Below are 15,111 nucleotides of genomic sequence, written 5' to 3'. Positions count from 1 at the left end.
GGCGTAGCCCCGACCTACAGCAGCGACGCGGAAATCGGCATCGCCGCGCGCGGGCGCTTGTCCAGTTCGGCGATGACGTTGCGGGCAAGCTGCCGGTAGGCGTCGGCCGCAGCCGACCCGGGCATCGCCGCGACGATCGGGGTGCCGGCATCGCCCTGCTCGCGGATTCCGGTCTCCAGCGGCAGCGAACCCAGCAGCGGCACGCCATAGGTCGCGGCCATCCGCTCGCCGCCGCCCTGGCCGAAGATGTGCTCTGCGTGGCCGCAGTTCGTGCAGACGTGCACGGCCATGTTCTCGACCAGTCCCAGCACCGGCACCTGCACCTTCTCGAACATCTTCAGCGCCTTCTTCGCGTCCAGCGTGGCCACATCCTGCGGCGTGGTCACGATCACCGCGCCGGCCACCGGGATCTTCTGCGCCAGGGTCAGCTGGATGTCGCCGGTACCCGGCGGCAGGTCGATGAGCAGGTAGTCCAGTTCGCCGTCGACGCCACCCCACAGGGTCTCGCCGAGCAGCTGCGTGAGCGCCGAGGTCGCCATCGGTCCGCGCCAGATCATCGGCGTGTCCTGTTCGACCAGCAGCCCGATCGACATCGCCTCGATCCCGTGCGCCCGCATCGGCTCGATCGTCTTGCCATCCGGGCTGTCGGGACGGCCCGACAGGCCGAGCATCGTCGGGATGCTCGGGCCATACACATCCGCGTCCAGCACCCCGACCCGGGCACCCTCGGCGGCCAGCGCCAGGGCCAGGTTCACGGCCGTGGTCGACTTGCCGACCCCGCCCTTGCCCGAACCGATGGCGATGATGTTGCGGACCCGCGGCAGCGGGCTGAGGCTGGGCTGGACGGCGTGGGCGCTGACCCTCCGGTGGGTGTTCAACAGACGGCTCCTTCAACGGCGGCCCACAAGTTTAGCGCCGCCCTCGCCTGGGGACTGCGGGCAAAACCAGCCACGCTCCGGGCCGGCTGGAAAGTCGGCCTGCCTTTCGACAGTCAGCCGTGACAACCCTCGTTACATTTGTGTTAGTTTCAGCTCGGGGATGACACAGGGCCATTCCGAAACCGGCTCAATGCCGCGCAAAGCATTGTTTTTATTAACATTCTGGGGGAAACAAAGATGTCACGACGCAAGACTGCTTCACCTACCCGCAGCCGCCTGAGCACAGCACTGTTCGCAGCGCTGGCACTGCCGCTGGCGGGCTCCGCCTTCGCGCAGGACGCAGCGACTACAGCGCCGGACGACGCCAAGACCCTCGACAAGGTCGTCGTCACCGGTTCGCTCATCCCCACCTCGCAGATCGAAACCGCGACGCCGGTGTTGACCATCACCGCCGAAGACATCCAGGCCCGCGGCTTCAACAGCGTGACCGATGTCCTGCAGAAGAGCTCGTTCGCCACCGGCGGCATCCAGGGCGCGCAGACCTCGGCCTCCTTCACGCAGGGCGCCGAGACGCTCAGCCTGTTCGGCCTGGATCCGGGCTATGTGAAATACCTGATCGACGGCCGGCCGATGGCCAACTATCCCGCCCTGTACAACGGCAGTTCCACCTTCAACAACATCAGCGGCATCCCCGTCGACCTCGTGGACCGCATCGAGATCCTGCCCGGCGGCCAGTCCTCCCTGTACGGCTCGGACGCGATCGCCGGCGTCATCAACATCATCCTCAAGAAGCGGATGGACGGCACCGTGCTCAACGTGCGCGGCGGCTGGTATGCTCACGGCGGCGGCGCCAGCACCCGGGTCACGCTCTCCCACGGCTTTGGCAGCGACGATGGCCGTTTCAACGGTCTTTTCGGCCTCCAGCACCAGGAGCGCGACCCGATCTGGGGCTACCAGCGTGACCGGACCAAGCAGTTCAACGTCAACGGCTACAGCGCCCCGCTTGCCAGCCGCGACTACCTGGTCTTCAGCCCGTTCACCAGCTACAAGTTCATGGATCCGGCCAACTGCGCCAACGTCACCAGCGGGTTCGGTGGCACCGAGGGCCTGCAGACGCGCCCCGGTTTCGGCGACGAGAACTACTGCGGTTCGATGTTCACGCCGGGCTACCGGACCATCATGAACGAGAAGAAGAGCACGCAGGTCTACAGCCACGCGACCTTCGACATCAACGACAACGCCCAGCTGTACGGCGATGTGCTGCTCAACCAGGAAAAGACCAGCTACCACGTGGGTTCCAACTTCACATGGTGGGGCACCAGCGTGAAGTGGGGTTACTTCTACGACCCGGACCTGGATGACTTCCTCAACCTGCAGCGCGCCTTCACGCCCGAGGACATGGGCCCCGGCGGCTTCCGCAACACCATGAGCAACGACAAGAGCAAGTCCTACGCGGTCACGTTCGGCGTGGACGGCACGTTCGGCGGCGAATGGGATTACGACATCGGCTTCACCCGGACCCAGTACGACCTGGACGAGACCAGCTGGGTGCGGTTCGCCGGCCCGATGGACGACTACTTCCAGGACCACGTGCTCGGACCGCAGCTCGGGCTTGATCCGTATTACGGCGCGTATCCGGTGTTCCAGCCCAATTACGGCGCCTTCTACACCATCATGCCGGTTGAGGATTTCAGGAGCATCACCGGGTTCGCGACTTCGAAGAGCAAGACGTCCGACAACATGCTGCGCGCGCAGGTCACCAACAGCGCACTGTTCTCCCTGCCTGGTGGCGATGCAGGCATCGCGATCGCGCTGGAAGGCGGCAGCCAGAAGTGGGATTACTCCCCGGCTCCGGGCTTCCTCAACGGCGACATCTGGGGCCAGACGTCAGTGGCCGGTGGCGGCGATCGCACCCGCTATGCAGGTACGGCAGAAATCCGCCTGCCGGTCTGGGACATGCTGACGGTCACGGCATCGGGTCGCTATGACGCCTTCAAGGCGGCCGGCAACACGGTATCCAAGCCCACCTACAGCCTCGGCCTGGAATTCCGCCCGATCGACACCCTGCTGCTCCGCGGCAAGTACGGCACCGCGTTCAAGGCACCGACGCTGTCCGACATGTTCATGGGCGAAAGCGGCTACTACTCGTCGGTTGTCGACTACTACCAGTGCTCGCTGGCCGGCTTCGGGCCCGACGCGGTTGAAAATTGCCCCAACCAGTTCTCCAGCCGCCAGTTCTTCGGCACCCAGTCCGGCAACCCGGACCTCGATCCGATCAACGCGAAGGTCTGGAGCGCAGGCGCGGTCTGGTCTCCCGTCGAGCGGATGTCCATCAGCGTCGACTACCTGCATTGGGACATCGACGACGAGGTCACCCAGCAAAGCGCCAATGCCCTGTCGCTGCAGGACTACCGCTGCCGGACCGGCATCGACGACATCAACTCGGCGCTGTGCCAGGCCGCCTTGTCGCAGGTCACCCGCAATGCGCAGGGCTTCATCACCGAGATCTTCACGCAGAAGATCAACGTGTCGAACGAGACCCTCAACGCCGTGACCCTCGCTGCGACCTACCAGTGGGATACCGCGAATCTTGGCTCGTTCCTGGCCCGCAGCTCCTTCACCGAGAACCTGAAGCACGAGTACCAGCAGTACGCCGGTGATCCAATTATCGACCTGATCAACGATCCGTACTGGAGTTCGGACCCGGTGCGCAAGGCCGATGCCTCGCTCAGCTGGACCAAGTCCCAGTTCAACACCACGCTCTACGCCAACTGGTTCGCGTTCACACCGAACTATGCCGCCCAGATCACGGACAAGGGCTATGGCGGCAACCGGGCAGGCAAGGGGCCGTCGCACATCAGCTGGAACCTCAGCCTCGGCTACAACCCGATCCCGCAGCTGCAGCTGTCGTTCATGGTCAACAACCTGTTCGACAAGATGCCTCCGATGGACTGGAGCTATCCGGGCACCAGCGGCGCTCCCTACAATGGCAATAACTACGACGTCTATGGACGGGCGTACTACATGGAAGCCAAGTACATGTTCGGCGCCAAGTAACCGGCCCCGAACATTGGTTTGAAATCAAAGCCCCGTCTCTGGCGGGGCTTTTTTTCGCGCCCTGAACGGACTGGAGCGTCGCCCATCCCCTGTGCCGCGCGATGCGGTATAAAACCCGCTGCGGGTGTGAAGCGAGCACCCAGGATCGGGTCACCCCTCAACTCCGGAGCGAATCCATGCGCAAGTCACTGTTTGCAACCCTCGTCGCCCTGCCGCTGCTGGTGCTGGCCATGGCGGCCTCCGCCCAAAGCTCCCCGACTGGCCGCTGGAAAACCATCGATGACGAAACCGGCAAGGTGAAGTCGATCGTCGAGATCACCCAGGCCGCGAACGGCACGCTGCAGGGCACGGTGGTCGAGGTCCTGCAGTCCGACCGCGGCCCCAACCCGACCTGCGACAAGTGCAAGGGCGCCAACAAGGACAAGCCGGTGAAGGGCATGACCATCCTCTGGGGCCTGAAGAAGGACGGCGACGAGTGGAGCGGCGGCACCGTGCTCGATCCCGCCAAGGGCAAGACCTACAAGTCGAAAGTGGAGCTGCTCGAAGGCGGCAAGAAGCTCGGCATGTCCGGCTGCATCGCCTTCATTTGCCGGCAGCAGGTGTGGGTGCGCGAGTAGCGCAGTCTTCCCGCCTGCTCGAAACATCGTGACCCGGCTTCGGCCGGGTCATTTCGTTTCAGGGTCATCGCCCGCGAACTCCAGCCCCTGTAGGAGCGGCCCATGGCCGCGAGCTCTTTGTCGACGATGATGGTGATTGAACAAGAGCTCGCGGCCATGGGCCGCTCCTACGAGGGCACCGGGGTGCCGCCCCGGCCCGCCATGCGATAATCACCGGTCGCCTGCCACCATGACCACCATGCCCCGCAACGCCCTTGTCACCAGCGCCCTGCCCTACGCCAACGGCCCGCTGCACCTGGGCCACCTGGTGGGCTACATCCAGGCGGACATCTGGGTGCGCGCGCGGCGAATGGCCGGCGGAACCGCGCATTTCGTCTGCGCCGACGACACCCACGGCACGCCGATCATGCTCGCCGCGGAGAAGGCCGGCACCACGCCGGAGCGGTTCATCGCCGCCATCCAGGCCGGGCACGAGCGCGATTTCGCCGCGTTCGGCGTCGCCTTCGACCACTACGACTCCACCCATTCGGCCGGCAACCGCGCGCTGACCGAGGCGATCTACGGCAAGCTCGACAACAACGGCCACATCTCGCGGCGCTCGGTCGCGCAGCTCTACGATCCGGTGCGCGGCATGTTCCTGCCCGATCGCTACGTCAAGGGCATCTGCCCCAACTGCGGCACGCCGGACCAGTACGGCGACAACTGCGAGCATTGCGGCGCGACCTATTCGCCGACCGAACTCAAGTCGCCCTACTCCGTCGTCAGCGGTGCGACACCGGAACTGCGCGAGTCCGAGCACTTCTTCTTCGAAGTCGGCCAGTTCGAAGCGTTCCTGCGCGAGTGGCTCGCGGGCGACGTGGCCGTGCCGGGCGTCAAGGCCAAGCTGCAGGAATGGCTGGACGGCGAAGGCGGCCTGCGCGCCTGGGACATCTCGCGCGACGCGCCCTACTTCGGTTTCGAGATCCCCGGCCACCCGGGCAAGTTCCTGTACGTCTGGCTGGACGCGCCGATCGGCTACCTCAGCAGCTTCCAGGCGCTGTGCGAACGCAATGGCGCGGATTTCTTCGAGTTCATGGCGCCCGGCAGCGAAGCCGAACTGCACCATTTCATCGGCAAGGACATCGTCAATTTCCACGGCCTGTTCTGGCCCGCGGTGCTGCGTGGCGCAGGCATGCGCGTGCCCACGCGCCTGCACGTCAACGGCTACCTGACCGTCGACGGCGCCAAGATGTCGAAGTCGCGCGGCACCTTCGTGATGGCGCGTACCTGGCTCGACAGCGGCCTGCCGGCCGAAGCGCTGCGCTACTACTACGCGGCCAAGTCCTCGGGCGGGGTCGACGACCTCGACCTCAACCTGTCGGATTTCGTCGCGCGGGTGAACTCGGACGTGGTCGGCAAGTTCGTCAACCTCGCCAGCCGCTGCGCCGGCTTCATCGACAAGCGTTTCGGCGGTCGCCTCGCTTCCGCGCTGCCCGAACCGGACATGTATGCACGCTTCATTGCCGCGCTCGCGTCGATCCGCGACGCCTACGAGCGCAACGAACCGGCAACCGTGCTGCGCCTGGCGATGGCGCTGGCCGACGAAGCCAACCGCTACATCGACGAGCGCAAGCCGTGGGTGCTGGCCAAGCAGGAAGGCGCCGACGCCGACCTGCATGCGGTGTGCACGCAGGGGCTGAACCTGTTCCGCGTGCTGGCCGGCGCGCTGCGGCCGGTGTTGCCGGCCATGGCGCGCGACATCGAGGAGTTCCTCGATGCACCACTGGCGACGTGGAGCGACCTCGATGCACCGCTGCTCGACCACGCCATCCGCGCGTACTCACCGTTGTTTACCCGCATCGACCCGAAGCAGATTGCCGCCATGACCGAAGCCAGCAAGGAAGACCTGAAGCCCGCCGGGAAGCCGGAAGCTGTCGCGGGAGCGGCGGGAGCCGCGACTGCGGTTGCAGCGAAAACGCCTGTCGCAGCCCCCGCCGCTCATGCGGAAGCCGGGTCGATGCCTGCCATCATCGGCATCGACGACTTCGCCAAGCTCGACCTGCGCGTCGGCAAGGTGCTGGCCTGCGAACTGGTCGACGGTTCCGACAAGCTGCTGCGCTTCGAACTCGACGCCGGCGAACTGGGCAAGCGCCAGATCTTCTCCGGCATCCGCGCCAGCTACGGCGAACCGGAGGCGCTGGTGGGCCGCAACGTGGTGTTCATCGCCAACCTCGCGCCACGCAAGATGCGCTTCGGCGTCAGCGAAGGCATGATCCTGTCGGCCGGGTTCGACGCCGGGCAATTGGCGCTGCTGGCAGTCGATGAGGGCGCACAGCCCGGCATGCCGGTCCGGTAGGCGCCTGCGCGATTCCACCAACGGGGTCGCGACGGCCTTGCGCGAAGCCGCCCGCGCATGAAGGCCGGCTGCCCCATTCGCGCCTGCAAGCAATGAAGCAAGTTGACGCCTCGAAGAGAACAAGACACTTGGGGCAAGTCGCCATCCGATCTGCATGTCCAGTTCCCTGACCGAACGACTCGACCGCCTGCTGCCGCAAACCCAATGCGGCCAATGCGGTTACGCCGGCTGCCGGCCGTACGCCGAGGCGATGGCGGCGGGACAGGCGGACATCGATCGCTGTCCGCCGGGCGGCGACGCCGGCGCACTGGCGTTGTCACGCGTGCTCGGCGTGCCGGCAAAACCCCATGACCGCAGTCGCGGCGAGCACAAGCCGGCGATGGTTGCGCTGGTCGTGGAAGCCGACTGCATCGGCTGCACCAAGTGCATCCAGGCCTGCCCGGTCGACGCCATCATCGGCGGCTCGAAACAGATGCACGTGGTCATCGAAGACCTGTGCACCGGCTGCGAACTGTGCGTGCCGGCGTGCCCGGTCGACTGCATCGTGATGCTGTCCGCCGCGGGCGATGCCTGATCAATCTTCGATGCCTGCACCGCGAAGCAGCTCGCGCAGCTCCGCAAGCTCGTTCTCGTAGCGACGCCAGCGCCCGACGGACTTCCGGTTGATGGGCTCGCGCACCTGCACCGCGCTGGCCGTGGCGACCGGCGCCTGGTTCTCTTCGAACGCCAGGCAGGCATCTTCCCAGGGGAGCCCGCAGAATCCCAGCAACTCCCTGGCACTGGCTTCCAGATCGTCGACGATCGCCTCGTAGCTGATTTCAAGGATCCTGCCCGGCATGGCACGGTGCCAGTGGGCGATCAGCTCGCGATACAGGATGTAGTACCGCCCGGTATCCATCAGGTCGAACGAGTAGTCGTAGTAAGGGGACTTGAGCGCAAACAGCTGCCGGAAGTTGCTCAGGCACGTATCCATCGGATCGCGGCGCAGGCAGATCATCCTCGCATTCGGCAAGGCCCTGGCAATGAATCCCGCATAGAGGAAATTGTGCGGGAGTTTGTCGATGAAGCGCGGCGCCACGCCGGTTCCGGCCGGCCGCGTACTCTCGACATACCGGTCGCCCAGCAGTTCCATGTCGACGTTCGCCGCACGCGTGATCGTGTCGGCGTCCAGCAGATGGTTGGTGCGGCTTCCGGACATGCGCTTCAGCACCAGCCCGAATTCCTGCAGCTCTCCGGCGGAACGAACCTGCGAATGGCTCGACAGGATCCGGTCGACCAGCGTGGTTCCAGAGCGCGGCATGCCGAAGATGAAGATCGGCTCCGCGCTTTTACTGCCCCGCTCACCCGGCCGCGGCCCGGGAACCGACATCAAAGCCTTGAACATCTCCCGGTCGCGCTCCACCGAACGGGCGCGTTGCGATCGCTGCGAACCTTTCCCCTGCACGTAGTGCCCGAACGCCTTCGCGTACTGGCCCAGGTCCTCGCGTTCCTTGGCCAGCGCCAGATTCAGGTAAAGACGGGCTTCCGGCACTGCATCGTGTTCAGCCAACAGCGTCTCAAGCGCATCGACATGGTTCGAACCCGGCGACTGCCGGCGCTGCTGTGACAGCGCGAGGTGCGCCTTCCAGCAAGTCGGGTCGAGGGAGATACAGGCTTCGTATTCGCGCTCGGCGGCTTCGATATCTCCCGAGTACATCAACGAAGTCGCCAGATTGAAGCGGTACCCCGCCTGCGCCGGCATCAGGCTGGCGGCCTTGCGGAACACCTGCGCGGCCTTGGCATGGGCATGGGCCTGGCTGAAGATGACACCCAGCGTATCGAGGGTCAGCGGATCTTCCGGGGACAGCAGGAACGCCGCATCCGCCGCCTGGCATGCCTCGTTGAGCAGGCGGGCCGTGGCGAACGCCCGCGCCAGCTGGGCGAAGTAATCCGCACGCCGTGGATTGAGGATCGTCGCCCGCCTGAGAAACGTGATCGCATCGCGCAACTGCTGCAGCTGCAGGGCCGCGACGCCCGCGACAAAGTGGACGCCGGCATGGTCCGGGGCTTGCTGGAGCAACTGCGAGCCGAGGCTTCTGGCCTCCTGCCACTGCCCGCGGTTCAACGCTTCGATGGCGCGCGCGTAGACCTGGGCCGGTTCACTCACGGCCACCACCAGCACATCGGATGCCGCAGGATCACGCCCGATCCGCCCTGCCGGGCCAATCGACGCCAGTCGCCCGGCCTCATTTCGCGGAGCCGCCCGCGTTCGCCACCGGCTTGCACATCGAACAGATGCGCTCGACCTGGTAACCCTTCGCGCGCAGCTTCTCCACCACGCCATCCTCGCCGAGCAGGTGCAGGGCGCCGACCACCACCAGTGTGTCGTCGGTCCCCGGCGCTGCCAGCAACTGCTCGATCTTCGGCAGCCAGGCGTCGTTGCGCTCGACGTTGATGTGCCGGTACAGCTTCGGGAACCGGTCGCGCATGTCGACGCCCATCTCGTTCCAGATCGCGTCGGCGTCGCCGGCGCGCCAGTAAGCGTGCAGCACCTGCAGGTCGTCGTTGGCGGCCTGCGACAAGGCCTCGTCGACGAACTGCAACTGCTCGTCCCTGTCCATGCCGTCGAGCAGTGCGATCTGCTGCGCGGCGGTCTCGAAGCCGCCGGTGCGCTTGCCGGCGAAGCCGGCGGCGGCGATGAAGTGCTGGTCCAGGCCCAGCTTCGGGTCCAGGCCCTGCTTGCCCATCTCGGTCATGCTGATCATCAGGCCGACGAACCACGGCTCGAACATCTGCATCCGCTGGGGGGTCAGCCCGGATGCCTGGAGTGCAACGGCATTGGCAGCCTGCCAGTCGCGCAGGCGCGCGGCGGTCTCCGGCGGCAGCTGGCTGTCGAGCGTGGTGCCATCGGTGCGCACCGCGGCCTGCATCATCTGCACCGGAAGCTGCGGCGAGTTCATTTCTTCCGGCGGCAGCTCGAAGAACACCGCCTCGGCATCGGCGAACGCGTCGTTGACGTCGCCCGACAGCGGGTAGTCGTCCGGCTTGAGCAGGTGGAAGGAACCCAGCAGGTAGACCGTGTTGTCGGCGTCCGACACCTGCCACAGCAGCGGCAGCGGCGAATCCCCGGGCGGCACGAACACGATCTCCGGCTCGGCAACGGGCGCGGGCGCCTCGGCCAACGGCACCTGCGCGCAGGCCAGGCCGGAGGCGATGGCGATGACGGCAGTGATCCAGGACTTGCGGAGCATCGGCTGCGATGGCCGTATCCCCGATGCCTTGCGGCCATCGAACATGTTCAATGCGCCGCTCCGACGTATTTCTTCTCGCCCGCCATGACCGCCAGGTCGAGGCGATTCTCCGGCGGCGGCAGCGGGCACGTCGCGAACGCGGTGAATGCGCATGGCGGGTTGTAGGCCTGGTTGAAGTCGACCACGACGTTGCCGGCGGCATCGGGCTTGTCGGCGTACACGAAGCGGCCGGCACCGTAGCTGCCGTGGCCGTTGGTGCGGTCGGCAAACACCAGGAACAGGCGGCCGTCGCCTTCGTCGAGCGCGTCGATGCGCCAGGTCTTGCCGTCGCGCTGGAACTCCACCGCGCCGGGGCTCGGCTCCTCGTTGATCGAACCGATGATGTCGGCCACCGCGATCGTCTTGCCCGGGGGATTGGGGACGAACTTGCCGGTGATCTTCCACGACGGATCGGCCGGCCAGTAGTCGAGGCCGGCGAACTGCGTGCGGGTTTCCGCATCCGCGTGCTTGACCCTCAGCGCATGGCGTCCGTCGCGCTTGATCAGGGTAACCAGGCCCTTGCCCTCATCGAAGCCGATGACGCTGGGCGCTTCGGACATGTCGTCGTGCAACTCCACGCGCCTGGTCAGCGGCTGCCCGTCGAGCGTCATCGCCACGCCCTTCTCGGGGGTGAAGAAGATCCGCTCTCCTTCCTGCTGCAGCAGGCCCAGTTTCGGCGGACCCTTGGCCAGCCGGATGCCGCTGGTCGCATCGCTGCCGACGAAATGCGCCTTGAGTTCGATCCAGTGCAGGCCGATCAGGCTTGTCCAGCCATCGGGCTTGCGCAGGCTTTCGTCGCGTTTTGCGCGCCAGGCATTCTCTTCGGCCATGAAACTTGCATCGGGTTGCATCATCGTGTCTCCGGCAGGCGCCTGCGGCGAATCGCTGCAGCCGGCAAAGGTCAGTACGCAGCCGGCGAGCGCCAGCCCCAGGGTCAATTGCTTGCGCATCGTCAACGTCCTCGCAGGAACCAGCGGTCGATCTCGGGCAGGGTGAAGCGCGCCCACGTCGGACGACCGTGGTTGCACTGGCCCGAGCGCTCGGTGGCTTCCATCTCGCGCAGCAGCGCGTTCATCTCGGGGATGGTCAGCCGCCGGTTGGCGCGGACCGCGCCGTGGCAGGCCATGGTCGACAGCAGTTCGTCGCGCGCGGCGCGGATGCGCAGGCTTTCGCCGTGCTCGCGCAGGTCGGCGAGGACGTCGCGCAGCAGGGCCTCGGTGTCACCGTGCGCAAGCAGTGCCGGCACGCTGCGCAGCAGCAGCGACTGCGGGCCGGTGCGCGAGAGTTCGAATCCCAGGTCGGCGAGCGTGGCGGCCTCGCGTTCGGCAACGTCCGCCTCGCGCTCGCTCACTGCCACGGCCTGCGGCACCAGCAATGGCTGGGTGCGCAGGCCTTCGCCGTCGTGTGCGGACTTGAGCTTCTCGTAGCCGATGCGCTCGTGCGCGGCGTGCATGTCGACCACGATCAGGCCGTCGCCGGTTTCGGCCAGCACGTAGATGCCGTGCAGCTGCGCGATGGCGTAGCCCAGCGGCGGGACGCGTTCGTCCGCGACCGGCGGCAGCATCGGCGCCGCCACATCGTGTCCTGGCGCGACCGCCGCGCCGGGCGCCGCGTACAGCTGCACGTAGGCGGACCGGGCTTCGTCGACGCGCAGCGACAGGTCGGGCTGCGGTGCACGCATGGCCCAGGGCGGCAGCGCCCCAGCCGATGCGGCTTCCATTCCCGGCGGCTGGGAAGCGCCGGTCGAGACCGCGACACCTGCGCCGGCGCGCGTTTCGGCGAGCGCGCCCTGCAGCGTGCGATAGACGAAATCATGCACCAGTCGCGCATCGCGGAAGCGCACCTCGTGCTTGGCCGGATGGACGTTGACGTCGACGCGGGTGGGGTCGAGCTCGAGGAACAGCACATAGGCCGGCTGGCGACCGTGGAACAGCACGTCGGCGTAGGCCTGCTTCACCGCGTGGGCCACGCTGCGGTCGCGGATGCTGCGGCCGTTGACGTACAGGTATTGCTGGTCGGCGCTGGCGCGCGAATACACCGGCTGCGCGATCCAGCCATGCAGGCGCAGGCCGGCGCCCTCGTGTTCGATGCGCAGTGCGTGTTTGGCGAACTCCTCGCCCAGCGTTTCCCCGAGACGCTCGCCGGACGACATGCCCGGGAGACCCGATTGCCCGTCGCCCCTGTAGCGGCGCGACGGCTTGCCGTTGTGGGACACACGCAGCTCGACGTCCGGGCGCGCCAGCGCCAGCGAGCGCAGCCATTCCTCGACGTGTCCGAGTTCGGTGCGTTCGGCGCGCAGGAACTTGCGCCGCGCCGGCACGTTGTAGAACAGGTCGCGCACCTCGACCGTGGTGCCGCGCGGATGCGGTTTCGGCGCCACCGCGCCGACCTTCCCGCCGTCGACCTGCAGGCTGGCGCCATGCGCGGCGTCGTCGCGGCGCGAGGACAGCATGAAGCGGCTGACCGAGGCGATCGACGGCAGGGCTTCGCCGCGAAAGCCGAGCGTGGCGACGGCCTCGAGGTCGTCGAGCGACGCGATCTTGCTGGTCGCATGCCGCGATACCGCGAGCGGAAGCTCATCGGGCGCGATGCCGCCGCCATCGTCACGGATGCGGATCAGCCGCACGCCGCCTTCCTCCAGGTCGATGTCGACCCGGCGCGCGCCGGCGTCGAGCGCGTTCTCGACCAGCTCCTTGACCACGGACGCAGGCCGCTCGACGACCTCGCCGGCGGCGATCTGGTTGATCAGGGTGTCGGGAAGCTGGTGGATGCTCACCATGGCAATGATAACGGCCACGGGCTTGCATCGTGGGGGATCGGGCGAAGCCCTGGGTCTCGCCACGGATCGGGGCCGATCAGCTCCGATATGGCGGAAAGCAGGTGCGCTCGCTGGGGGTACGAAATATTCCTCTCGGGAACGATCTTCTTCCGGGGAGGAAAGTGCTGCGTCCGTTGGACGGCGGGGCGCCGGGTGCTGTTGCCCTCGCGTGCGAATGTCCTCCGGCGCCGGCCTGTGGCCGACGCCTCCTCCCTGATTTCGCACCCGAGGGCAACCGCACCCGCGTTCCGAGCTGCGCTGTGGCCGTATTGCAAGCGAAAGGCAAAGGCTCGATGTCCCGGCCAGCCTGCGATTTGATCGCCCCGGCGCGGCCGGCAGGCCGTCGGGGCAAAATCAGGGAGGAGGGATTCGCCGCCAGGCGGATACCCTGGACATTTGCCCCGACGGCCTGCCGGCCGCGCCGGAATCCATCAGGTTGCGGCAGCGCGTGTGATCCGGCAGGAAGCCGAAGCTCCCTTCATCCTGAAATCAGGCAAAGGCCAAGCGAAAACCAGAAATGTCTTATCCGTACTTGTCCGCGTAGATCCGCGGCGAGACGCGCTTGCCTTCAGGGACTTCCGCCCGCTCCGGAATCGGCCTGCGCCGAGGCGCGCGCCGCGTACAGCGTGCCCGGCGGCGGCTGGCGCAGGAAGTAGGTGTCGACGCCGCGCAGGATCGCGGTCGCCAGCTTGCGCTGGTAGGCCGGGTCGGTGAGCAGGCGCTCTTCGGTCGGGTTCGAGATGTAGGCGGTTTCGACCAGCATCGACGGCATGTCCGAGGTCCGCAGCACGGCGAAGTTCGCGCGTTCCACGCGGCGCGTGTTGCCGACGTCGCCGAGGCTGTCGAGCACGTGGCGCGCGGCGTCCTCGGAGGCCTTCATGTGCCCGGACTGGGTGAGGTCGAGCAGCACCGAGGCCAGCGTGTTGCCCGACTGCGGCATGCGGCCACCGATCAGGTCGGCGGCGTTTTCCTTGTCGGCCAGCCAGCGCGCGCGCTGCGACGACGCGCCCTTGAGCGACAGCACGTACACCGACGCGCCCGATGCGCTGCGGTTCTCGGCGGCGTCGGCGTGGATCGAGACGAAGATGTCGGCCTTGGCCGCGCGCGCCAGCTGCGCGCGCCGGTTGAGCGGGATGAACACGTCCTTGTCGCGGGTCATGTAGGCCGTCAGGCCGGGCGTGGCGTTGATCTGCCTCGCCAGTTCGCGACCGACGGCCAGGGTGACATCCTTCTCGCGACGGCCGCCCTGGCCGATTGCGCCGGGGTCCTGTCCCCCGTGGCCCGGGTCGATCGCAACCACCAGCGGCCGCATGCCGCTGCGACGGGCCAGCGGAGGCGGCACCACGGTGGCCGCTGCGGCGGACGCCTGCTGCGGCTGGGTCACGGGTGCAGGCACGCCGGTGGCGATCCGGGTGGGGATGCCGGTGGCGATGGTGCCGGACGCCTGCTGCACGGCCGGCGACGAAGTGGACGCCTGTGCGGACGGGACAGGCCCGGACAAGGCAGGCTGCGGAGTTGGCGCGGAAGACGCCGCGTTGGCGGCGATGGAGGCGACCAGCCGCGAGGTCGCCGCCGCCGATGCGAGTGCCGGATCAGGCTGCGGTGCCTGCGCGGGCGGATCAGGCTGCGGGGCCGTGGCCGTACTGCCGGAAGTTACCGGCACCGATGCGCTTGCCGCGGCGATGCGTGCGATCGGATCTCCGGCGTTGTCCCCCGGCCATTCCAGCACCAGGCGCGCTCCGCCCGCGACGGTTTCGAAGTGCGGCTTCAGCAGCACCACGGGCGCGCTCAGGTCGAACACGATGCGGGTCGTGCCCGGCACCGGGTGCCCGGTACGGACGTCCTTCACCAGTCCGGCCGCCGCCGGCAGCTTCAGGCCGCGCACCGGCTCGACGCCGGGCAGGTCCACCACCAGCCGATCCGGATTGGACAGGCTCAGGATCCTGTACTCGACCCGTGCGTCCAGCGAGATCTCGGCCCGGGTTCCGGTTGCGCCCGAGGACACCTGCAAGCTGTTGATTTCAGAGGCGTGCGCAAGATTCCAGCACAGCGCTGCCAGCAGCGCCAGGCCGAGAATGACTTGCTGGACGGAGATCCCCTTCGCTCGCATGGGCGCTAGTCAAGCACCAAGCTGCGG

At 67.1% G+C, this 15,111-nt stretch carries 10 protein-coding genes; 4 read left to right on the top strand and 6 right to left on the bottom strand.

The features are described 5' to 3' along the window. Positions 1-14: 14 nt before the first annotated feature. Positions 15-878, bottom strand: coding sequence for an iron-sulfur cluster carrier protein ApbC (gene apbC, locus H570_RS0105055; protein ID WP_027079797.1), 864 nt, complete (start codon positions 876-878; stop codon positions 15-17). 237 nt (positions 879-1,115) lie between these two features. Here apbC and H570_RS0105050 point away from each other — a divergent pair, with 237 nt between their 5' ends. The 4 genes from H570_RS0105050 to rnfB all read left to right on the top strand — a co-directional run bounded on the left by H570_RS0105050 (position 1,116) and on the right by rnfB (position 7,461). Then, the gene (locus H570_RS0105050; protein ID WP_156899855.1) at positions 1,116-3,935 is read left to right on the top strand and encodes a TonB-dependent receptor plug domain-containing protein; all 2,820 of its coding nucleotides are present in this window, start codon (positions 1,116-1,118) and stop codon (positions 3,933-3,935) included. Between the two features lie 176 nt (positions 3,936-4,111). Next, positions 4,112-4,552, top strand: coding sequence for a DUF2147 domain-containing protein (locus tag H570_RS0105045; RefSeq protein ID WP_027079795.1), 441 nt, complete (start codon positions 4,112-4,114; stop codon positions 4,550-4,552). A 238-nt stretch (positions 4,553-4,790) separates the two neighbouring features. Then, a complete protein-coding gene (gene metG / locus H570_RS0105035; RefSeq protein ID WP_027079794.1) occupies positions 4,791-6,887 on the top strand; it encodes a methionine--tRNA ligase in 2,097 nt (698 codons plus the stop codon). A 154-nt stretch (positions 6,888-7,041) separates the two neighbouring features. Next, entirely contained in the window at positions 7,042-7,461 is a 420-nt protein-coding gene (gene rnfB / locus H570_RS16460; RefSeq protein WP_051176143.1) for an Rnf electron transport complex subunit RnfB, read from the top strand. Here the strand turns inward: rnfB and H570_RS0105025 are convergent, their stop codons facing one another. From H570_RS0105025 to H570_RS0105005, 5 genes are all read right to left on the bottom strand, one after another. After that, positions 7,462-9,033 (bottom strand): tetratricopeptide repeat-containing sulfotransferase family protein, encoded by a 1,572-nt coding sequence (locus H570_RS0105025; RefSeq protein ID WP_027079793.1) that lies wholly within the window; start codon positions 9,031-9,033, stop codon positions 7,462-7,464. Between the two features lie 79 nt (positions 9,034-9,112). Further along, positions 9,113-10,117, bottom strand: a complete 1,005-nt coding sequence (locus H570_RS0105020) for a TraB/GumN family protein (RefSeq protein ID WP_027079792.1) — start codon at positions 10,115-10,117, stop codon at positions 9,113-9,115. A 47-nt stretch (positions 10,118-10,164) separates the two neighbouring features. Continuing rightward, positions 10,165-11,106, bottom strand: a complete 942-nt coding sequence (locus tag H570_RS0105015) for a DUF1684 domain-containing protein (RefSeq protein ID WP_036135287.1) — start codon at positions 11,104-11,106, stop codon at positions 10,165-10,167. Positions 11,107-11,108: 2 nt separating this feature from the next. Then, the gene (mutL, locus tag H570_RS0105010) at positions 11,109-12,932 is read right to left on the bottom strand and encodes a DNA mismatch repair endonuclease MutL (RefSeq protein WP_027079790.1); all 1,824 of its coding nucleotides are present in this window, start codon (positions 12,930-12,932) and stop codon (positions 11,109-11,111) included. Positions 12,933-13,542: 610 nt separating this feature from the next. Further along, on the bottom strand, positions 13,543-15,084 hold the full coding sequence (locus tag H570_RS0105005) for an N-acetylmuramoyl-L-alanine amidase (RefSeq protein WP_051176142.1): 1,542 nt from the start codon (positions 15,082-15,084) through the stop codon (positions 13,543-13,545). Between the last annotated feature and the right edge of the window lie 27 nt (positions 15,085-15,111).

It is taken from the genome of Luteimonas mephitis DSM 12574, assembly GCF_000422305.1.
Taxonomy (GTDB): domain Bacteria; phylum Pseudomonadota; class Gammaproteobacteria; order Xanthomonadales; family Xanthomonadaceae; genus Luteimonas; species Luteimonas mephitis.
Note: the sequence above shows the minus strand (reverse complement) of the source record. Positions and strands in the feature narration are given on the sequence as shown.